Below are 20,020 nucleotides of genomic sequence, written 5' to 3'. Positions count from 1 at the left end.
CTCGAGGCGCGGGCCGGGGGCGAAGCCCCGCACTTCCAGCCCCGCCACCCCCTCAGCCCCGCCACCCCTCAGCCCCGCCGGCGTTTGAGGCGCGGGGTGCGGGGCGGAGCCCCGGAGCGGCGCCGCCGCCGACAATGGACGCATGCCCCCGACCGAGGAGCACCCCGTGCACCCCGCCCCGCCGCCACCACCGCCACCACCCGCGCCGCGCGACGACACCCGCACGCTGACCACGGTCGCCCACACCGCGTTCTTCCTCCTCCTCGGCGCCTCCTTGGTCCGCTTCCTCCTCCGCCACCCCGGCGAACCCCGCACCCCGTGGATCCTCGCCCTCAGCATCACCCTGGCCCTGCTCTACGTACTCGGCCCCGCCCTCGGCGCCGCCCCCACCGCCCGGCGGCTGCTCTGGCTCGGCCTGGTCGTCACCACCTGGATGGTCCTGGTCGTCCTCGCGCCGAGCTTCGCCTGGTGCGCCGTACCGCTGTTCTTCACCGCCCTGCGCACCCTCCCGCCGCGCGCCGCCATCGTCCTCGTGGCCCTCCTCACCGGCTTCGTGGTGATCGCCCAGCTCCAGCTGGCCAAGTCCTTCGACCCCAACCTCCTCCTGGCCCCGCCCGCCGTCGCCGCCCTCGCCACCGCCGTCTTCGTCCACATGGAGCGCCAGGCCCAGGCCCAGCGCACCCTCATCGACGACCTGATCCGCACCCGCCGCGAGCTGGCCGCCACCGAACGCCGCGAAGGCACCCTCGCCGAACGGCAGCGGCTGTCCATGGAGATCCACGACACCCTCGCCCAGAACCTGTCCAGCCAGCAGATGCTGCTCCAGGCCGCGGACCGCACCTGGGACACCGACCCGGCCACCGCCCGCGCGCACGTCCGTACCGCCACCGGCATCGCGGCCCACGGCCTCGCCGAAGCCCGCCGGCTCGTGCACGACCTGGCCCCGCCCGAGCTCGCCGACGGCGCGGGCCTCGCCGAAGCCCTGCGCTCCCTCGACGCCGGCCCGGACATCGAGGTCCGCTTCCACCTCGAAGGCACCCCGGCCCCGCTCCCGGACCGCGTCCAGTCCGCCCTGCTGCGCATAGCCCAGGGCGCGCTGGCCAACGTCCGCGAGCACTCCGGCGCCCGTACGACCGCCCTCACCCTGAGCTTCCTGGGCGACCAGGTCGTCCTGGACGTCGCCGACGACGGCCACGGCTTCACACAACCCCGCACCGGCACCGACAGCGGCATCGGCACCCGCACCGGCACCCGCACCGGCTCCCCCGACCGCGGGCACGGCCTCCCGGCCATGCGGGCCCGCGTCCGCCAGCTCGGCGGCACCCTGACGATCGAATCCACGCCGGGCGAGGGCACCGTCCTCTCCGCGGCCATCCCCCTGGAGCCGGCCCCATGACGACGATCCTCCTCTGCGACGACCACGTGGTGGTCCGCGCCGGACTCCTGGCCCTGCTCGGCAGCGAGCCCGACATCGAGGTACTCGGCGAGGCGGGCAGCGGCGAGGAGGCCGTCGCCCTCGCCGCGAAGCTCCACCCCGACGTGGTCCTGATGGACCTCCAGCTGGGCGAGGGCATCGACGGCGTCGAGGCGACCCGCCGCATCACGGCGCTCCCCCGGCCCCCGCACGTGCTGGTCCTCACCACCTACGACACCGACGCGGACATCACCCGCGCGATCGGCGCCGGCGCCACCGGCTACCTCCTCAAGGCCGAACGCCCGGAGGAACTCTTCGCCGCCATCCACTCCGCGGCCCAGGGCCGCACCACCCTGTCCGCACCGGTGGCCAGCCGGGTCATGGCCCACATGCGCGGCACCCGCCCCACCCTGACCGACCGCGAACTCGACATCCTCGGCCAGCTGGCCCGGGGCCTGGGCAACCGCGACATCGCCCGCGCCCTGTTCATCAGCGAGGCCACCGTCAAGACCCACCTGGGCCGCATCTACGACAAACTCGGCGTCGACACCCGCGCCGGCGCGGTCTCCGTGGCCAAGGAACAGCGCCTCCTGCCCTGACACCGGAGGTGAACGCCCCCGGCACCCGTGACACCATCAGCTACGTGCTCGACATCGGCTACTCCCTCTCCCGGCGCTTCCCGGACCCCCCGCAGACCGACTACCGCTCCGCGGACGTCCACGCCCTGCGGCACGACCTGTTCTGCGGGGACGTCTACCTCGCCGACACCGACAAGGACCGGGAAGTGTCCACAGCCTGGGGATGGGTGCCCGTACTGGACTTCGCCTGGGCCCTGTGCGACATCGTCGAGCAGCTCGACAAGGACCCCCGCGGCAACCGCTCCGCCAACCGGCAGTTCGCCGAACTCGACTTCACCGAGTCCACGGACCGGATGCTCTTCGAGCGCCGCTTCGGCTGGGTCGACGTCGAGGCCGATTGGATGCCGGCCGAGGAAGCCCCGCTGACCTTCAGCCACCGCCTGCTGCGCCGCGAGGCGCGCGACTTCCTGCACGACCTCATCGCCGACCTGATCGACATGCACGACGGCCTCGCCGACAACCCGGCCATCTGGACCCTCCAGGCCCGCTTCCCCCGCGTCCCGGCGTAGGCCGGCTCCCGCGGCCCGCCCTCCGGGGCGGTCAGGGCCGCGGCGAGCCCGTGGGCCCCGTGGGCCCCGTGGGCCCCGTCGGCCCCGCCGGCCCGGCGGACAGGAGCTCCCGGAACACCTGGGTGGAGCGCGGGTTCTGCCCGCACTGCCACACGCCGTGCGGGCAGTAGTCGGTGATGCTGTGGTAGAGCGGCTGGTGCTCGGCGAACCAGGCCAGCATGCGCCGCACGTACTCGGGATTGTCGCCGTGGCGGAACAGCCCCCATTCGGGGTACGAGATCCGCTTGCCGTGCGCCTTCGCGAAGTCGACCTGCTGCTGGAGTCCGTAGGGCTGGGTGACCTGCTCGTCGAAGGTCCGGCCGGGCTCCTGGTCGTAGGAATCCATGCCGATCACGTCGACCACGTCGTCGCCGGGATAGCAGCTGGTCCAGGCGATCGCGTCACCCCCGCGGTTGGGGGCGTAGTCGAACCGGAACCGCTGGCCCTCCACCGACCGCATGGCGGCCACGATGCGCCGCCAGTACGTCTTCCAGTTCTCCGGGTCGGGACGACAACGGTGGGTGTAGTTGAAGCCGTTCATCTCCCAGCCGAGCACGATCACCGTGTCCGGCACCCCGAGGTCGACCAGGCGCCTGGCCAACCGCTGGAAGTGGTGGTCGTTCGCGCCCCGGGCGCCGGAACGGATCAGCTCTGCGACCCGGTCGTCGGCAACACCGGCCTCGTTGCGTTCCTGCATGGGCACGTTCAGGACGAACAGCCGATCGGCCTTCTCCTTGCGCCACCGCGCCCAGGTGCGCAGCGAATCCGGTGCCCCCTCGATGTTCGACCAGGTGTCGCCGGGCAGATAGGTGTGCCCTGCGCGCAGCTCGGTACCGCCGAGCCAGCGCGAAAGTTCCTCCATCCGCTCGACGCCGGGCGAGTCGTAGTGGAGATAGGCGCCCACGGCGACCCCGGTGACCTCGGCGCCCTCCGTCCCCGCGCTGCCCCCGGCTCCATCCCGCGGCGGCGGGCTCCCGAAGAAGCCCCCCACGACGAGCAGGCCGACGGCGACCGTACTGGCGCAGGCACCCGCCATCCAGCGGCTCCGACGGAACATGCCACCTCCACAGGCCTCACTCACCGATGTGTCTGCCTGCGACGTTAGGCACCTCATCCGATGCCCCGCTCGTCCGCACACCCGCCCACTCGGCCATTCGCCGCAACCACCCACCCGCCCCCACCGGGCCCCGCCGCCAGGGGACAGCGCCCCAATCTTCAGCCCCGCCGGCGCTTGAGGCGCGGGGCCCGGGGCAGCGCCCCAATCTTCAGCCCCGCCGGCGTTTGAGGCGCGGGGTCCGGGGCAGCGCCCCGGCAACGATGCCGCAGGCTACGAAACGACCCGCACCCCCAGCTGGGAAGCAAGCGCCGGGGCCAGGTCGAACAGCTGCGCCGGGCTGATCACCGCCCCGGTCAGCGAATCCACCCCCCGCGCGATCTCCAGCACGGACGCCTCCCGCAGATCCACGTCCCCCATCCGCACCCCGCTGAAATCCACCCCCCGCAGGGCACAGTCCCGGAACTCCACCCGCTCCAGCACCGCTCCCGCGAAGTCCGGCTCCACCAGCACGCACCCCTCGAAGACCACGTCCTTGAGCCGCGCCTTCCGCAGGTTCAGGTAGTCGATCTTGCCCCCGCGGACCACCACCCGCTCCAGCACCGCCCCGTGCAGCTGCACCCCGCCCAGCCGCGCGTCCACCACTTCCACGTCCCGCAGCGAAGCCCCCGACAGGTCCGTCCCCACCCCCCGGACACCCTCCAGCACCGAATCCAGGATCCGGGCCTTCGCCAGCCCCGCCTCGTCCAGCGCGCACCGTCGCACCGCGCAGTCCATGAACCGGGCCCCGATCCCCTCCTGCCCCGCCAGGTCGAGATCCACGAACTCCAGCCCGTCGTAGTCCCCGTCCGGCTCCAGCCCGTCCCCCTCCCACACCGTCAGCTCGGGCAACCTCAGCTCCGGCCGCCGCGCCGCCTTGACCGTCTCCTGCTGCCCTTTGCGCGCCATGCCCCCATCGTGAACCACCCCACTGACAACAGCCGCCAACAGTCGCCGACGGCCGCCCTTGACCTCAACCCCGCTCGAGGTAGCACCGTGATCGTCATGCCCACCATGCGAGCCATCCGCCTCCACGCCTTCGGCCCCGCCGAGAACCTCTCCTACGAGCACACCGACGCTCCCGTCCCCGCCCCCGGCCAGGTCCGCATCGCGGTCGCCGCCGCCGGCGTCCACCTCCTCGACACGAGCCTCCGCCAGGGCATCCAGGGCCCGCCCGCCCCGCTCCCCGAGCTCCCGACCTCCCCCAGCTACCGCTGGGAGGTGCCCCCGCCGGCCGCGAGGTCGCCGGCACCGTCGACGCCCTCGGCCCCGGCACCGACCCCGCCTGGCTCGGCCGCACCGTCGTCGTCCACCTCGGCTTCGCCCCCGGCGGCTACGCCCAGTACGCCGACGCCGACGCCGACCGCCTGCACCCCGTACCGCCCGGCCTCGACCCCGCCGAGGCCGTCGCCATGATCGGCACCGGCCGCACCACCCTCGGGATCCTGCAGTTCGCCGACCTCGGCCCGGACTCGGTCGCCCTGATCCCCGCCGCCGCCGGCGGCATCGGCACCCTCCTCGTCCAGTACGCGGTCAACGCCGGCGCCACCGTCATCGCCCTCGCCGGCGGCCCCGCCAAAACCGCCCGGGCCGCGGCGAACGGCGCCCACCTCGCCCTCGACTACACCGACCCCGGCTGGTCCGACGCCGTACGCGCCCACCACCCCGGCGGCGCCACCGTCCTCTTCGACTCCGTCGGCGGCGAAACCGCCCGCACCGCCCTCGGCCTCCTCGCCCCCGGCGCCCGGCACCTCGTCTTCGGCTGGTCCGGCGGTCCCCTCCACCTCACCGACGCCGAACGCGCCGACCTCGACGCCCGCGCCATCACCACCCGGGGCGTCCTCGGCCCCACCATGCTCCAGCAGGTCGGCGCCCCCGACCCGCTGCGCGTCCTGGAAACCCGCGCCCTCGCCGAAGCCGCCGCGGGCCGCCTGCGCCCCGCCCTGACCCGCTACCCGCTCGCCGAAGCCGCCACCGCCCACCACGACCTTGAGACCCGCGCCACCACCGGCAAAGTAGTCCTGGAACCCTGACCCGCCCCGTCCCGGTCGGGACTTGTCCACTGGTGGGAGGGGCAACTCAACTCCGGCAACGACGGATGCCCGACCCCCACGACGACGCGGGGCTCCAGAACATCAAGGACGGGGAGGGGTTCGTGGTCGTCCCGCGCGGGCGGCCACCGCCTCGGCACGTGCCGTGGCCCGGTCCGCAGGGTGCTCCAGGTGCTCCAGGTGCTCCGCCAGGTTGTCCAGAGCCTCGGCAATGTCATCCCGCCATGCCGCGTAAGCCGCATCGGTGCAGGGCGCTCCGGGACGCTGGCCACGCACGCTCCGCAGGTGGCGGAGGGCTGCCTTGAGCGCGGGAGCGACCGGCGGCAAGGACTCCGGTGCGCTCACCCCGCCCCGCCGAGCTTGCGGAGGGCGTCGTCCGTCAGGCGGTTCACGGTCCACTCGTCCATCGGTACCGCTCCGACCGATCGGTAGAAGTCGATGGCAGGCACGTTCCAGTCGAGGACCGACCACTCCAGCCGCTCGTACCCCCGCCCGACACAGGTCCGCGCCAATTCCCGCAGCAGCGCCTTGCCGTGGCCGCCACCGCGCACGCCCGGCCGCACGTACAGGTCCTCCAGATAGATCCCGTGCACCCCGCGCCACGTCGAGAAGGACAGGAACCAGATCGCGAAGCCCACGGCCTCCCCGTCCTCCGTCTCCGCGACGTGCGCGAACACCGCCGGGCGCGCCCCGAACAGCGCCTCCCGCAGCTGCTCCTCGGTGGCCCGCGCCTCGTGCGGCACCTTCTCGTACTCCGCGAGTTCGCGGATCATCGCGTGGATGGCGGGCACGTCGTCGACTTCAGCGCTACGGATCATGCCCGCAGCCTAGGACTGAGCCCCAAGCCCCGTCACCGCTCCATGAGCACCTCGGCGACGGTCAACTGGTCCTCGTCCAGGCGCTCTTCCCCGTCCGCCACGTCCCACAGGCAGTTCTGGAGCACCCTCCCCAGCGTCCAGGCGCGCGCCCGCTCCCGCTCCAGCCCCGCCACCTCCGTCAGCAGGTCGAACCGCCACCGCACGTCCCCGGCCCGGAAGTTGTTGATGATCGCCGGCATCAGATCGAAACCCGGATCGCCCGCCAGGGGCTTGGGGTCGATCGCCAGCCACGGCTCCCGGCCGCCCGCCAGCACGTTCTCGTAGTGCAGGTCCCAGTGCAGCAGCCGGTCCCCCGGCTCCCCCACGACCTCCGCCACCGCCGCCGCGCAGTCCTTCAGCACCCGCCGGTCCCGCGCGTCCACCAGCTGCCCCAGCGCCCGCGGCACCTCCTCCAACATCCCGGAGGCCATCTCACCGAGCCCGCGCAACCCGGCCGGAGCCGGCACCGCCGTCAGCCGTGCCAGCAACTCCCCGACCACCACGACCGCCTGCCGCGCGTCCTCCCGCGCGAGCGCCGCCAGATCCCGCCCCTCGTCCAACCGCTCCAGCAGCAGGGTCCCGGTGTCCACGTCGTGCTCCAGCAGCCGTACGCACCCCTGGCCGGCCCACGCGCGCAGCGCGACCGGCTCCCCCACGCTCTCCTCGTCCAGCGACACCAGCTTCAGCACGGCCCCGCTGCCGTCGGCCCGCTCCACCGGCAACACCAGCGCCGTCACCCCGTGCATCACCGGCCCGGTCCGCCGCAGCCCCCACTGGTCCAAGAAGCGCGCCGCCCGCGCGGGCAAGGCGGCGATGAACTCCCGCCCCGCGTCCCCGTTGAACCCGACCTGCGCCTCGATCAACCCGTCCGGAATCTCAACCATACGAAGACCGTAACCGGCGGTTCAGCGGTCGGATCGGTGGCACGAATCCCCCGCGCCGAGGTGGGGTCGCCTCAATCGCCGGCGGGGCTTCAAAGGGTGGGGCGGTGCCCCGCACGAGGATCTCCTCGGCTCGCGCCAGACGGCCGCGGTCCTGCCGTACGACCTGGGTTGCGCGCTCGTCCTGCGGGGACCCTCCTACGTGTCCCCACCCCACACCAGGGCTCCGACAGCACCACCCATCCCCTTACAGGTCTCCTCGGGCCCGCTTTTTCAGCCTCGCCGGCGATTGAGGCGCGGGGCCGGGCGGAGCCCGGTGGGGATCCGGCCGCGCCGCACACCGCCGAGCAGCCCCACCATCCAGCCCCGCCGGCGATTGAGGCGCGGGCTCGCACTTTCAGCCTCGCCGGCGATTGAGGCGCGGGGCCGGGCGGAGCCCGGTGGGGGGCCGGCCCCGCCGTACAGCATCGCGCCGCCGGCTTTCGGTACGCCCCCGCCACCCCACCCGCATCGGACACCCGGCCACCCCTCCACCCCCGAACCACGACACCCCGTCCCTGGACACCCTTCCGGAACGAGGTGTACCAACTCCCCCATGACGATCAACGGCGGTATTTCCTTCTGGTACGCGTCCGAGCGGAGCGGCACCCCGGCCACCCCGCCCCGCGCCCCCCTCACCACCGACGGCACGGCCGACGTCGTCATCGTCGGCGGCGGCTACACCGGCCTGTGGACCGCCTACTACCTCAAGCGCGCCGCCCCCGACCTCCGCATCACCGTCCTGGAACAGAAGTTCTGCGGCTACGGCGCCTCCGGCCGCAACGGCGGCTGGCTCTACAACGGCATCGCCGGCCGCGACCGCTACGCCGCCCTCCACGGCCGGCCGGCCGCCCGCCGCCTCCAGCAGGCCATGAACCAGACCGTCACCGAGGTCATCGACGTCGCCGCCAAGGAAGGCATCGACGCCGACATCCACCGCGGCGGCGTCCTCGAAGTCGCCCGCACCCCCGCCCAACTCAGCCGCCTGAAGGCCTTCCACGCCCACGAGGTCGCCTTCGGCGAGACCGACCGCGAGCTCCACGACGCCCCCGCCACCCGCGCCCGCATCGACATCGCCGACGCCGTCGGCTCCAGCTGGAGCCCCCACGGCGCCCGCATCCACCCCCTGAAGCTGGTCAAGGGCCTGGCCGCCGCCGTCGAAGCCCTCGGGGTGGTCATCCACGAGTCCACCCCCGTCACCGAGATCGCCCCGCGCCGGGCCGTCACCCCGTACGGCACGGTCCGCGCGCCCTACGTACTGCGCTGCACCGAGGGGTTCACCGCCGCCCTCAAGGGTCAGAAGCGCTCGTGGCTCCCCATGAACTCCTCGATGATCGTGACGGCCCCGCTCCCCGCCGAGACCTGGTCCCGACTGGGCTGGTCGGACAGCACGCTCCTCGGCGACATGGCCCACGCGTACATGTACGCCCAGCGCACCGCCGACGACCGCATCGCGATCGGCGGTCGCGGGGTCCCGTACCGCTTCGGGTCCCGCACCGACAACGACGGCCGCACCCAACCGGCCACCGTCTCCGCCCTGACCACCCTCCTGACCTCCTTCTTCCCGCAGCTCGCGGGTACGGAGATCACCCATGCCTGGTCGGGCGTGCTCGGCGTGCCCCGCGACTGGTGCGCCACCGTCACCCTGGACCGCGCCTCGGGCCTGGGCTGGGCGGGCGGCTACGTGGGCTCGGGCGTCGCCACCGCCAACCTCGCGGCCCGCACCCTGCGCGATCTCGTCCTCGGCGAATCCACCGAACTGACCGCCCTGCCCTGGGTAGACCACCGCGTCCGCCGCTGGGAGCCGGAACCCTTCCGCTGGCTCGGCGTCCAGGCCCTCTACGCCGCCTACCGCGAGGCGGACCGCCACGAGACCGCCACCCACCGCCCGACGACCACCCCCCTGGCCCGCCTGGCCGACCGCATCTCGGGCCGCCACTGACCGCGGCCCGGCGGAAACGCGAGAACCCCGGCCCAGAGATCTGAGCCGGGGTTCCGGTGGGGCCCCCTGTCGGATTCGAACCGACGACCTACGCATTACAAGTGCGTTGCTCTGGCCGGACTGAGCTAAGGAGGCACGGCGGCCCGCGTGTACTGCGTGCGAAGCCGCCATCACTCTACACAGCACCCGAATCCCCGGGCCATCGCATTGAACCCGCCCGAGTGGGTGCTGACACGCGCGTTCCGTCCTGCCGCGGACCGCCCCGCTCAGCCGCGGGCCGGATATCCGGCCCCCTCCGCGGTCTCCACCACGGCGGACGGTTCCGCCCGCGGGTTCAGGGTCTTGACCACCGCCTCCGTGAGGGGGCGCAGGGCGAACACGTGGCGGACCGCTTCGAGGTCCACGTCGCGCTGGTAGTAGCCCTCCGCGAAGTCCACGTACGCCTCCGCAGTGCCGGCCGCCAGGACCCGGAAGAGGAAGCCCGTGCCGTCGCCGTCGCCCTCGGGGATCTCCACCGGCCCGGCCCGCCATGCGGTGTCGGAGTTCTCCCGCCAGAACACCACGGTGGCCACCTGCACGTCGTCGTCGCAGAAGGCCGGCTCCGCGAGCAGCGGCCGGAAGACCTCCGGCAGGGTGTCCACGAGGCCGGGCCACAGGGCCATGTCGTCGTTCGTGTAGGGACTCATCCAGGACTCGTGGTCGAAGCCCCGGCCGAAGACCCCGTCGGGCGTGAAGAGGATCGCGTACTCGTCGCCGGCACCGTTGGTCATCAGCGCGGCCTCGACACCCGGCCCCCATGCGGGGTCGTAGTCGAAGTAGCTGCCGCCCCGGCGACCCATCACGGCGTCCAGGGCCGCCAGCGCCCGGCAGCGGTCCCGCAGGACCGGGACGTCGGGGAGCACCGTGATCAGTTCGTGCACGTCGCGGGGAGGATGCGTGGCGTTCATGCACGTCATCCAAGCAGGGGGTGCTGACAGATCGCACAGACTTCGATGTCACGTCCGTGCGGTGCTGACAGGAGCCGCCCGGGCGGGTAGCGTCGAGCGGAAGTCCACCTAGTGGACTAGACCCATTCTTCCTTCCACTCGGATCGTCCGGCACGTTCCTGCCGGTAGAAGGGATTCATCACCATGGCTTCCGTCACTTTCGACAAGGCGACCCGGCTGTACCCCGGCGGCGACAAGCCCGCCGTCGACCAGCTCGAGCTGGAGATCCACGACGGCGAGTTCCTCGTCCTCGTCGGCCCGTCCGGCTGCGGCAAGTCCACCTCGCTGCGCATGCTGGCCGGCCTGGAGGACGTCAACGGCGGCGCCATCCGCATCGGTGACCGCGACGTCACGCACCTGCCGCCCAAGGACCGGGACATCGCGATGGTGTTCCAGAACTACGCGCTCTACCCGCACATGACCGTCGCCGACAACATGGGCTTCGCGCTCAAGATCGCCGGTGAGGACAAGGCCACCATCCGCAAGAAGGTGGAGGACGCGGCGAAGATGCTCGACCTCACCCAGTACCTCGACCGGAAGCCGAAGGCGCTCTCCGGCGGTCAGCGCCAGCGCGTCGCCATGGGCCGCGCCATCGTGCGCAAGCCGCAGGTGTTCCTCATGGACGAGCCGCTGTCGAACCTCGACGCCAAGCTCCGCGTCTCCACCCGCACGCAGATCGCGGCGCTCCAGCGCGACCTCGGCATCACCACGGTCTACGTCACCCACGACCAGGTCGAGGCCATGACGATGGGCGACCGCGTGGCCGTCCTGAAGGACGGGCTGCTCCAGCAGGTCGACACCCCGCGCAACATGTACGACCGCCCCGCGAACCTCTTCGTCGCCGGCTTCATCGGCTCGCCGGCCATGAACCTGGTCGAGGTCCCGATCACCGACGGCGGCGTGAAGTTCGGCGACAGCGTCGTCCCGGTGTCCCGCGAGGCGCTGTCCGCGGCGGCCGACGCGGGCGACCGCACCGTCACGGTCGGCGTCCGCCCGGAGCACTTCGACGTCGCCGAGACCGGCGGTCTGACCATCGTCGTGAACGTCGTCGAGGAGCTCGGCGCCGACGGCTACGTCTACGGATCCACGACCTCCGCCGGCGGCTCGCAGGACCTCGTGGTCCGCGTGGGCGGCCGCCAGGTCCCGGAGAAGGGCTCCAGCCTCCACGTGGTGCCGCGCGCCGACGAGATCCACGTCTTCTCGACCTCCTCCGGCGAGCGACTGTCCGACTAGAAGTTCCGACTAGAAGTTCCCGCAGGTTTAGCAGTCGTTGGAGGGGCGTCCCGTCAAGGGGCGCCCCTCCGGCGTCCGTTGCCCGTCCGCTGCCCGCCCGCCGCCCGTCCGCGGCTCGTTCGGGACCGCCGTCGCAACCCCCGCAGACCGGGCCATTCGGCCCCAACCGTCAACCCCCAATTCGAAAAACCACGTCGAACCATCCCCCGACAGAGTGACTAAATGTCGCCAAATCTTCACCGAGCGCTACTCTCGCCCTCGTGACCCACACTGCCCGCCGTATCGGCCGTTCCCTCGCCCTGGTCCTGCCCGTCGTCCTGGTCCTGTCCGGGACCCTCGCGGTCACCATGGTCCCCTGGGCGGACACTTCGTCCTCGCAGGTCCTGACCGCTGCCGCCGAGGACGTCTCCGTCCCCGCGAAGCCGCGCGCCGCGCACGAGGTGCTGCGCGACCAGCTCGTCGGTGAGTTGCAGCAGGGTGGGCGGCCGGACGACGTCCTCACCCACCTCCAGCAGGAGGTGGACCGGCGGCCGTCGCTCGCCGAGCACTGCGTGGGGATCGCGCGGGCGGTGGGGCGGGCCGCCGTGGACGCGTACGGCCCGACGAAGGCCCAGTCGTTCGCCCGGCCCGTCTGCGACACCTCGTACGCCTCCGGCGTCGCTTCCATGGGCTGACGCGCGCCACCTCCCTACGCTGGCCGTCATGACCGACGACCACCGATCCGCTCCATCCGCTCCGCCCGCTCCTTCCGCAGCCGCGTTCCCCGCCGCCCCCACCCAGGCCGTCGTCCTGGCGGGCGGCCAGGGTTCGCGGCTGCGCCCGTACACGGACGACCGCCCGAAGCCGATGGTCGAGATCCCGGGGACCGGGGTGCCGATCATCGGGCACCAGCTGGCCTGGCTGGCCTCCGAGGGGGTCACGGACGCCGTGGTCTCCTGCGGGCACCTGGCCGGGGTGCTCCAGGAGTGGCTCGCCGGGGCCCGGTTGCCGCTGCGCGTGACCACGGTGGTCGAGGAGGAGCCACTGGGGCGCGGCGGCGGTCTCAAGTACGCCGCCCGGCACCTCCCGCATCCCGACGGGGCCTGGTACGCGACCAACGGCGACGTGTGGACCCGGTTCTCGCTCCGCGAGATGGCCGCCTTCCACGCGGAGCGCGACGCGGTGGCCACGCTCGCGCTGGCGCGCCCGCGGATCCCGTGGGGGGTCGTGGAGACCAACGAGTTCGGGCAGGTGCTGGACTTCATCGAGGCCCCGCCGTCGCCCTACCCGGTCAACGCCGGCGTGTACGTCTTCAGTGCCGAATTCACCGCGCTGCTCCCGGACTTGGGGGACCACGAGCGGACGACGTTCCCGCGCCTGGCCCGTGAACGGCGCCTCGCGGGCTTCCCGCTGCCACAGGGGGCCTACTGGCGGGCGATCGACACCGCGAAGGACCTCGCCGAGGCCGCGCGGGAGTTGGCGGCGCACAAGGGCGCCTGAGGCCCCCCACGGGCCGACCGCTGCCCGTCGGCCCGCACGTACTACTCCCCGTACGCACTACGGCCCGTACGTACGCGGCTTCGTGCACCCGGCACACGTACGGGGCCCGGCACGCTCGCGCGCGCCGGGCCCCGTCTCGCCGGTGCCGATATAAGCCGATATCAGCCGTGTTGTCAGCCGGTATCAGCCGGTGTCAGCCGATGAGCCCACCGATCAGGCCCGGCTGCTTCGGGGCCGGGGCCCCGCCGCCCGTGCTGCTCCCCGCGGAGGAGGGGGGCTGCCTGGGCGGGGAGGACTGGCGGGGGGTACTGCGCGGGGTCTGCTGCTTGCCGGTGGTGCCGCGCGTCGCGGCGGGCGACTCGGAGCGGGTCCCCGAGGTCCCCTTGGAGGGGGTGCTGGACGCGGTCTTCCCGGACTTGGCGGCGGGCTCGGTCGCGCTGGCCGAGGGCGAGGCGGACTTGGTCGGCGGCTTCGTGGGCTGCTGCTGTACGGGCTGCTGAGTGGCCGGTGCCTGCGGCAGCGGCCGGCCGGGCAGGTAGTTGCTGGGGGCTTCGCCCGGCCCGGGGACGGTGACGACGGTGGAGGAGCGGACGGCGCCGCCGAGGAGCGAGCCGACGAGCAGGGTGAGCCCGCACACGACGGTGGCCATGACGGCCCCGCGGCGCAGGACGCGCCGCCGCAGCTGCCAGACCTCGGAGCGCGGACCGAGGGTCCGCCAGGCCTCGCCGGCGAGGCGCCCGTCGAGGGAGTAGACCGGGGCGCCGGCGATGATCAGCGGGCTCCAGGCGGCGAGGTAGATGATGTCGGGCGCGTCGTAGGCCGGGACGGTCTTCCAGCTCACCGTCATCAGCAGTGCGGCCGACAGCAGGGCCCCGAAACAGGCGGCGAACCGCTGCCACAGGCCGAAGACCGTCAGCACGCCGACGATGACCTGGAGGAAGGCCACGCTCAGGCCCGCGCCGACCGGGTGGGCGAGGGCGAAGTCGCGCAGCGGCTCGGCGAGGGCCCAGGGGTTCAGCGTGCGCAGCCAGGTGACCATGGAGCCGCGTTCGCCGCCGTCGAAGTAGACGGGGTCGCAGAGCTTGCCCATGCCGGCGTAGATGGAGATGAAGCCGAGGAAGACGCGCAGCGGGAGCAGCACGACGCCGAGGTTCATCCGGCGGCCGGGGTAGTAGGAGGCCTGGCCGCGGGTGTCGGGGCCGGCCCGGCGGGAATCGGCCCCGGGGCCGGAGCCGGGCGGCTCCTGGTAGTACGGCAGGTCGCGCACGGCCGCCAGCGGGCGGGTCTCGGAGGGGTCGCCGTAGCTGCGCTGGCCGATGACGGTCGGCGTGGCGAGGGTGTCCTCGGCGAGGTCGTGGGCCAGGTCGACGCGGGGGATGACCTGGGTGGTGCCGCCGTCGTACTCGTCGTGTCCGCGGCCGGCCTCGCGGACGGCCTGGAGCAGGCCGCCCATGGCGGCGGCGTCGCCGGCGTCGGACTTGCCGCTCCAGACCACGGGGGCCCGGCGGCGGGTGGCCCCGGCGGCGGCCACGACGGCGCCACCCAGAACGGGTGTGCGGCCGGGGGGCTTCGCGGGCTTGGAACGCGCGCTCGGGCTCGGTGCGAGCCGCACGCGGAAGCTGGCGTGGTTGACGATGACCTGTGCGGGGTCGCACGGCACCTTGACCATGCTCAGCGCGGGCTGGTCGTCGAACCCTGACGTTCTGGTGTCCACACTCATCTAACCGAGTGATCAGTGCTTAGGACACTGCCTTGACGCCAGGGATGTGTCCGAGGCCCGTCAAGATCAAGCCACCCCGCCCGAATCGGGCGGGGTGACACGCTCACGGGTCATGTTCCGTGCGCCAAGTGGATCAGTTGCGCGAGGGATCCGGCGTGCGGGGACCCGTTGCGCGGGGATCAGACGCGGCCGCGGTCGGCGCGGCGGCGGGCCGCCTCGTAGAGGACCACGCCGGCGGCGACGCCGGCGTTGAGGGACTCGGCGCCGCCCGGCATCGGGATGCGGACGAGGTAGTCGCAGTTCTCGCCGACGAGGCGGCCGAGGCCCTTGCCCTCGGAGCCGACGACGATGACGACCGGGCCCGCCAGCTCGGCGAGGTCGTTGACCGTGTGCGTGCCTTCGGCCGCGAGGCCGACGATGGTGAGGCCAGCCTTCTTGTAGTCCTGGAGGGCGCGGGTCAGGTTGGTGACGCGCGAGACCGGGGTGCGGGCGGCGGTGCCGGCCGAGGTCTTCCAGGCGCCGGCGGTCATGCCGGCGGCGCGGCGCTCGGGGATGACCACGCCGTGGCCGCCGAAGGCGGAGACGGAGCGGACGATCGCGCCGAGGTTGCGCGGGTCGGTGACGCCGTCGAGGGCGACGATGAGCGGGTCCTCGCCGTCGTCGTAGGCGGCCGCCGTGAGGTCCTCGGGGTGCGCGTACTCGTACGGCGGGACCTGGAGGACCAGGCCCTGGTGGTTGAGCCCGTTGGTCATGCGGTCGAGCTCGGGGCGCGGGGCTTCCATCAGGTTGATGTTGCCGCGCTCGCCGGCGAGCTGGAGGGCCTCGCGGACGCGCTCGTCGTTGTCGATGAACTGCTGGACGTAGAGGGTGGTGGCGGGGACGCCGTCGCGCAGCGCCTCGAAGACCGGGTTGCGGCCGACGACCATCTCGCTGGTGCCCTTGGGGCCGCCGCGGCGGGGGGCGGGGCGGCGCTTGGCGGCCTGCCGGGCCATGGCGCCCGCGATGCGGTTCGCCTTGTGCTTCTTGCGGTCCTCGGCCTTGGGCGTGGGGCCCTTGCCTTCCAGGCCCTTGCGCCGCTGGCCACCGCTGCCGACCGTGGCGCCCTTCTTGTTGGACGTGCGGCGGTTCCTGCGCTGGCTGTTCCCGGCCATGACCTCTACCTGTTTTCGTTGGTGCTGCGATATGTACGTATGAAGAGTGTGCCGCCCGGAGCGCCGGGCAGCACACCAAGCTCAGCTGCCCGGGCTCAGCGGGAGCCGAGCGTCCAGCGCGGACCCGTGGGGCTGTCCTCGATGACCAGCCCGGACTGCTGGAGCTGGTCGCGGATCGCGTCGGCGGTCGCCCAGTCCTTGCGGCCCCGGGCGGACTCGCGCTGCTCCAGGACGAGCCGTACGAGGGTGTCCACGGCGCCGTGGAGCTCCTCGCCGCGGTCGGAGCCGGTCCCGCTGTCCCAGTGGGGGTCGAGCGGGTCCAGGCCGAGGACGCCCAGCATGGCCCGCACCTCGGACAGGCGCGCGATGGCCGCGTCCTTGTCGTCGGCGGCGAGGGCGCTGTTGCCCTGGCGGACGGTGGTGTGGACGATCGCGAGGGCCTGCGGGACGCCCAGGTCGTCGTCCATGGCCTCGGCGAAGGCGGGCGGGACCTCGCCCGCCGGCTCGACGGGACCGCCGGCCTTCTCGATGACGCGCTGGTAGAAGCCCTCGATCCGGGCGAAGGCCGACTCGGCCTCGCGCAGGGCCTCCTCGCTGTACTCGATCATCGACCGGTAGTGCGGGGTGCCGAGGTAGTAGCGCAGGACGATCGGGCGCCACTGCTTGACCATCTCGGAGACGAGGACGGAGTTGCCCAGCGACTTGGACATCTTCTCGCCGGACATGGTGACCCAGGCGTTGTGGACCCAGTACTTGGCGAACTCGTCGCCGAAGGCCTGGGCCTGGGCGATCTCGTTCTCGTGGTGCGGGAAGATCAGGTCGAGCCCGCCACCGTGGATGTCGAAGGCCTCACCGAGGTACTTGTGCGCCATGGCCGAGCACTCCAGGTGCCAGCCGGGACGGCCGCGGCCCCACGGGGTCTCCCAGGAGGGCTCGCCGGGCTTGGCGGACTTCCACATGGCGAAGTCGCGCGGGTCGCGCTTGCCGGTCTCGCCGGTGCTCTCCGGCTGGCGGATGTTGTCGAGCTCCTGGCGGGAGAGCGAGAGGTAGCCGGGGAAGGACTTCACGTCGAAGTAGACGTTGCCCTCGGACTCGTACGCGTGACCGCGCTCGATGAGCCCGCGCATCATCTCGATCATCTCCGGGACGTGCCCGGTGGCGCGCGGCTCGTAGGTGGGCCGCAGGCAGCCGAGCGCGTCGTAGCCGGAGTTGAAGGCCAGTTCGTTCTCGTAGCCGATGGACCACCAGGGGCGGCCCTGTTCGGCCGCCTTGGCGATGATCTTGTCGTCGATGTCGGTGACGTTGCGGATGAAGGTCACTTCGTAGCCGCGGTAGGCGAACCAGCGGCGCATGACGTCGAAGTTGAGGTACGAGCGGATGTGCCCGATGTGCGGGGCGGCCTGCACGGTGGCACCACAGAGGTAGATCGAGACACAGCCCGCGGTGAGCGGGGTGAAGTCGCGGATCTGCCGGGCGCTGGTGTCGTACAGGCGAATAGTCACGGCATCCAGGGTAGTGGGCCTGTAGCAGTGCCCCGCGACCCTTTCGGGACCCGGGGCACGTTTGTTGCCGAAGATGTACGGCCGCTGCGGGGGATCAGGCCCGGTTCGTCCGGTACACGAGGGCCGTGGCGATGGCGGCGAGCCCTTCGGCGCGGCCGGTGAGCCCCAGCCCGTCGGTGGTGGTGCCGGACACCGAGACGGGGGCGCCGGCGGCGGCCGCGAGCGCCTTCTGTGCTTCTTCGCGCCGCTTGCCGATCTTCGGGCGTACGCCGATCACCTGGATGGCGATGTTGCCGATCTCGAAGCCCTCGGCGCGGACGATCCGGGCCGCCTCCGCCAGGAGGGTGACGCCGGCGGCGCCGGACCACTCGGGGCGGGAGGTGCCGAAGTGCGCGCCGAGGTCGCCGACGCCGGCGGCGGAGAAGAGCGCGTCGCAGGCGGCGTGGGCGGCGACGTCACCGTCGGAGTGCCCGGCGAGGCCGTCCTCGCCCTCCCAGAGCAGGCCGGCGCACCACAGCTCGCGGCCGGTCTCGAAGGCGTGCACGTCGGTGCCGATGCCGACGAGCGGGATCAGCGGGGCGGCGGGCACGGTCGACCCAGTGGGACTAGTAGCCATCGTTGGCCCTCCTGCGGGCGAGTACGGCCTCTGCGAGGACCAGGTCGAGCGGGCGGGTGACCTTGAAGGCCTCTTCGTGGCCGGGGATCACCACGACGGTGACACCGAGCCGTTCCACCATTCCGGCGTCGTCGGTGGCGCCCTCGCCGTCGACGGCGATCGCGGCGTGCGCCCGCTGGAGGGTGGCGACGTCGAAGCCCTGCGGGGTCTGCACGGCGCGCAGCCGGGCCCGCTCGGGCGTGCCGAGGACCGGCTCGGCCTCGCCGGGCTTGCCGGGCTCGACCTCCTTGACGGTGTCGGCCAGGGGCAGCGCGGGCACCACGGCGGGCGCTCCGTCGCGCACGGCCTCGATGACCGAGTCCACGGTGTCCACGGGGACGAGCGGGCGGGCCGCGTCGTGGATGAGTACGGAGGTGACGTCCGGCGGCAACGCGTCCAGGCCGGCGCGGACGGACTCCTGGCGGGTCTCCCCGCCGGGGACGACCAGCAGCTCGGTGCGCTCGGGCAGCGCGTGCTCGCCCAGCAGCAGGCGCACCTCGGCGGCCTCGGCGGGCGGGGCCACGACCACCACGAGGGAGACCGCGCGGGAGCGGGCCATCGCGCGCACGGCGTGGATGAGCATCGGGGTGCCGCCGAGGGCCCGCAGGGCCTTGGGGGCACCGGGACCGAGGCGTACCCCCCGGCCGGCGGCCGGGATCACCGCGGCGGTGCGGTGGGGACGCGTTACGTCAGACATTCAGTAGCTCCGAGCCAGGTTTGTGACTTCGGCCGACATGGGTATGGCCTGAAGGGTGCCGGGTGCGACGCCCTTCGCCCCTTCCGTGGACGAGCGGTCGAGCGGGCAGCCCGGGCCCGGCACGCCATCGCAGTGGTGGCAGTGGGGCAGTAAGACAAAAGGTACGGATACAGACATGCCGCAGCGCCCGGCAACAGGCCTCTCGTGGAGGAGAGACCTTGTCATCGGGCACCGCGGCAAGCTGCGCACCAAAATGGTGCACGGCGACTCGCGTCAGGACGCGAGCACCTCGTCGAGGAGGGCCTCAGCCTTGTCCTCGTTCGTGTTCTCAGCGAGCGCGAGCTCGCTCACCAGAATCTGGCGCGCCTTCGCGAGCATGCGCTTCTCACCCGCGGAAAGCCCGCGCTCACGCTCACGACGCCACAGGTCACGCACCACTTCGGCGACCTTGATGACATCGCCAGAAGCGAGCTTCTCCAGATTTGCCTTGTAGCGCCGGGACCAGTTCGTCGGCTCTTCTGCATACGGTGCACGAAGCACCTCGAAGACCCGGTCCAGCCCGTCCTGGCCGACTACGTCGCGAACGCCGACGAACTCCGCATTGTCCGCAGGCACACGAACCGTCAGGTCGCCCTGGGCGACCTTGAGCACCAAGTAGGTCTTGTCCACGCCTTTGATCTGACGAGTCTCAATGGCCTCGATCAGCGCGGCCCCGTGATGGGGATAGACCACGGTGTCGCCAACCTTGAACGTCATGTGACAGGTACCCCTTCCGTGGCTATCCAGGGTAACACGAGAACTGACTGTTATGAATGGCGTTTTCGCAGGTCAGGGCACATCTCGGGGCTTGACAACAGCAACACGAACGTGCTGCGGAGGGCTCCCGGAAGGGGGTATTCGCAGGTCGGGGGCGCTGCGCGGACCGGGCGAAAGGGCCACGCTACACCTGCCCGGCACCCCCATCAGTGTGACGTACGTCCCGTTTTGCCGGGTTCCGAGTCGGGAAACCGAACTACTCCGTCCGACTGGCGACAGCCCCCACCGGGCAGGTTCCGGCCCAATCCCGAATTGATCACGAGGTGCCGTTCGAGGGAATCCCCGAATTGATCAACAAGGGTCCGGCGCACGATATGC

Annotated in this window: 18 protein-coding genes, 1 tRNA gene and 1 pseudogene; 8 read left to right on the top strand and 12 right to left on the bottom strand. The window is 72.4% G+C overall.

Features of this window, described 5'->3' with window-relative positions:
• The first annotated feature begins 142 nt into the window (after positions 1–142).
• Genes OG594_RS03650 through OG594_RS03640 form a run of 3 tightly spaced genes read left to right on the top strand, consistent with a single transcriptional unit; the run spans position 143 to position 2,561 of the window.
• Positions 143–1,396, top strand: a complete 1,254-nt coding sequence (locus OG594_RS03650) for a sensor histidine kinase (protein WP_266595066.1) — start codon at positions 143–145, stop codon at positions 1,394–1,396.
• Positions 1,393–2,013: a response regulator transcription factor gene (locus OG594_RS03645; protein WP_030009243.1), complete on the top strand. Its 621-nt coding sequence runs from the start codon at positions 1,393–1,395 to the stop codon at positions 2,011–2,013. The genes OG594_RS03650 and OG594_RS03645 overlap by 4 nt, the downstream gene beginning before the upstream one ends.
• Positions 2,014–2,057: 44 nt before the next feature.
• Positions 2,058–2,561, top strand: coding sequence for a hypothetical protein (locus OG594_RS03640; RefSeq protein ID WP_266602566.1), 504 nt, complete (start codon positions 2,058–2,060; stop codon positions 2,559–2,561).
• Between the two features lie 31 nt (positions 2,562–2,592).
• Here OG594_RS03640 and OG594_RS03635 read toward each other — a convergent pair whose 3' ends face one another.
• Complete coding sequence (locus OG594_RS03635) at positions 2,593–3,657, bottom strand: glycoside hydrolase family 26 protein (RefSeq protein WP_266595063.1); 1,065 nt, start codon at positions 3,655–3,657, stop codon at positions 2,593–2,595.
• Positions 3,658–3,927: 270 nt separating this feature from the next.
• A complete protein-coding gene (locus tag OG594_RS03630) occupies positions 3,928–4,602 on the bottom strand; it encodes a pentapeptide repeat-containing protein (protein WP_266595060.1) in 675 nt (224 codons plus the stop codon).
• A 105-nt stretch (positions 4,603–4,707) separates the two neighbouring features.
• On the opposite strand from OG594_RS03630, the pseudogene OG594_RS03625 reads away from it, so the two are divergent.
• Positions 4,708–5,726: pseudogene (locus tag OG594_RS03625) on the top strand (zinc-binding dehydrogenase).
• Positions 5,727–6,085: 359 nt separating this feature from the next.
• On the opposite strand, the gene OG594_RS03620 reads toward OG594_RS03625, so the two are convergent.
• Both OG594_RS03620 and OG594_RS03615 read right to left on the bottom strand, forming a co-directional pair.
• Positions 6,086–6,562, bottom strand: coding sequence for a GNAT family N-acetyltransferase (locus tag OG594_RS03620; protein ID WP_266595058.1), 477 nt, complete (start codon positions 6,560–6,562; stop codon positions 6,086–6,088).
• A gap of 32 nt (positions 6,563–6,594) precedes the next feature.
• Positions 6,595–7,485 carry an aminoglycoside phosphotransferase family protein gene (locus tag OG594_RS03615; RefSeq protein ID WP_266595056.1) on the bottom strand — a complete coding sequence of 297 codons (891 nt, stop codon included), beginning with the start codon at positions 7,483–7,485 and terminating at the stop codon, positions 6,595–6,597.
• A gap of 592 nt (positions 7,486–8,077) precedes the next feature.
• Here OG594_RS03615 and OG594_RS03610 point away from each other — a divergent pair.
• Positions 8,078–9,463, top strand: a complete 1,386-nt coding sequence (locus tag OG594_RS03610) for an FAD-binding oxidoreductase (RefSeq protein WP_266595054.1) — start codon at positions 8,078–8,080, stop codon at positions 9,461–9,463.
• A 57-nt stretch (positions 9,464–9,520) separates the two neighbouring features.
• On the opposite strand, the gene OG594_RS03605 is transcribed toward OG594_RS03610, so the two are convergent.
• Positions 9,521–9,598 (bottom strand) — tRNA-Thr (locus OG594_RS03605).
• A gap of 131 nt (positions 9,599–9,729) precedes the next feature.
• Complete coding sequence (locus tag OG594_RS03600; RefSeq protein WP_266595052.1) at positions 9,730–10,410, bottom strand: hypothetical protein; 681 nt, start codon at positions 10,408–10,410, stop codon at positions 9,730–9,732.
• Positions 10,411–10,593: 183 nt separating this feature from the next.
• Between OG594_RS03600 and OG594_RS03595 the strand changes: the two genes are divergently transcribed.
• The 3 genes from OG594_RS03595 (at position 10,594) to OG594_RS03585 (ending at position 13,161) form a co-directional block, all read left to right on the top strand.
• Positions 10,594–11,682 carry an ABC transporter ATP-binding protein gene (locus OG594_RS03595; protein WP_266595050.1) on the top strand — a complete coding sequence of 363 codons (1,089 nt, stop codon included), beginning with the start codon at positions 10,594–10,596 and terminating at the stop codon, positions 11,680–11,682.
• Between the two features lie 260 nt (positions 11,683–11,942).
• Positions 11,943–12,356: a hypothetical protein gene (locus OG594_RS03590; protein ID WP_266595048.1), complete on the top strand. Its 414-nt coding sequence runs from the start codon at positions 11,943–11,945 to the stop codon at positions 12,354–12,356.
• 28 nt (positions 12,357–12,384) lie between these two features.
• The gene (locus OG594_RS03585) at positions 12,385–13,161 is read left to right on the top strand and encodes a nucleotidyltransferase family protein (RefSeq protein ID WP_266595046.1); all 777 of its coding nucleotides are present in this window, start codon (positions 12,385–12,387) and stop codon (positions 13,159–13,161) included.
• 193 nt (positions 13,162–13,354) lie between these two features.
• Here the strand turns inward: OG594_RS03585 and OG594_RS03580 are convergent, their stop codons facing one another.
• From OG594_RS03580 to OG594_RS03555, 6 genes are all read right to left on the bottom strand, one after another.
• Complete coding sequence (locus OG594_RS03580) at positions 13,355–14,881, bottom strand: DoxX family protein (protein WP_266595044.1); 1,527 nt, start codon at positions 14,879–14,881, stop codon at positions 13,355–13,357.
• Positions 14,882–15,060: 179 nt separating this feature from the next.
• Entirely contained in the window at positions 15,061–16,032 is a 972-nt protein-coding gene (gene rlmB, locus OG594_RS03575; protein WP_266595042.1) for a 23S rRNA (guanosine(2251)-2'-O)-methyltransferase RlmB, read from the bottom strand.
• Between the two features lie 95 nt (positions 16,033–16,127).
• On the bottom strand, positions 16,128–17,534 hold the full coding sequence (gene cysS, locus OG594_RS03570; RefSeq protein WP_266595039.1) for a cysteine--tRNA ligase: 1,407 nt from the start codon (positions 17,532–17,534) through the stop codon (positions 16,128–16,130).
• Positions 17,535–17,628: 94 nt separating this feature from the next.
• On the bottom strand, positions 17,629–18,150 hold the full coding sequence (gene ispF / locus OG594_RS03565) for a 2-C-methyl-D-erythritol 2,4-cyclodiphosphate synthase (RefSeq protein ID WP_266595037.1): 522 nt from the start codon (positions 18,148–18,150) through the stop codon (positions 17,629–17,631).
• Positions 18,140–18,886, bottom strand: a complete 747-nt coding sequence (ispD, locus tag OG594_RS03560) for a 2-C-methyl-D-erythritol 4-phosphate cytidylyltransferase (protein WP_266595035.1) — start codon at positions 18,884–18,886, stop codon at positions 18,140–18,142. Before ispD ends, ispF begins: the two co-directional genes overlap by 11 nt.
• A gap of 273 nt (positions 18,887–19,159) precedes the next feature.
• Positions 19,160–19,642: a CarD family transcriptional regulator gene (locus OG594_RS03555; RefSeq protein WP_003953493.1), complete on the bottom strand. Its 483-nt coding sequence runs from the start codon at positions 19,640–19,642 to the stop codon at positions 19,160–19,162.
• Between the last annotated feature and the right edge of the window lie 378 nt (positions 19,643–20,020).

Origin of the sequence: Streptomyces sp. NBC_01214 (genome assembly GCF_026340975.1) — a bacterium.
Taxonomy (GTDB): domain Bacteria; phylum Actinomycetota; class Actinomycetes; order Streptomycetales; family Streptomycetaceae; genus Streptomyces.
Note: the sequence above shows the minus strand (reverse complement) of the source record. Positions and strands in the feature narration are given on the sequence as shown.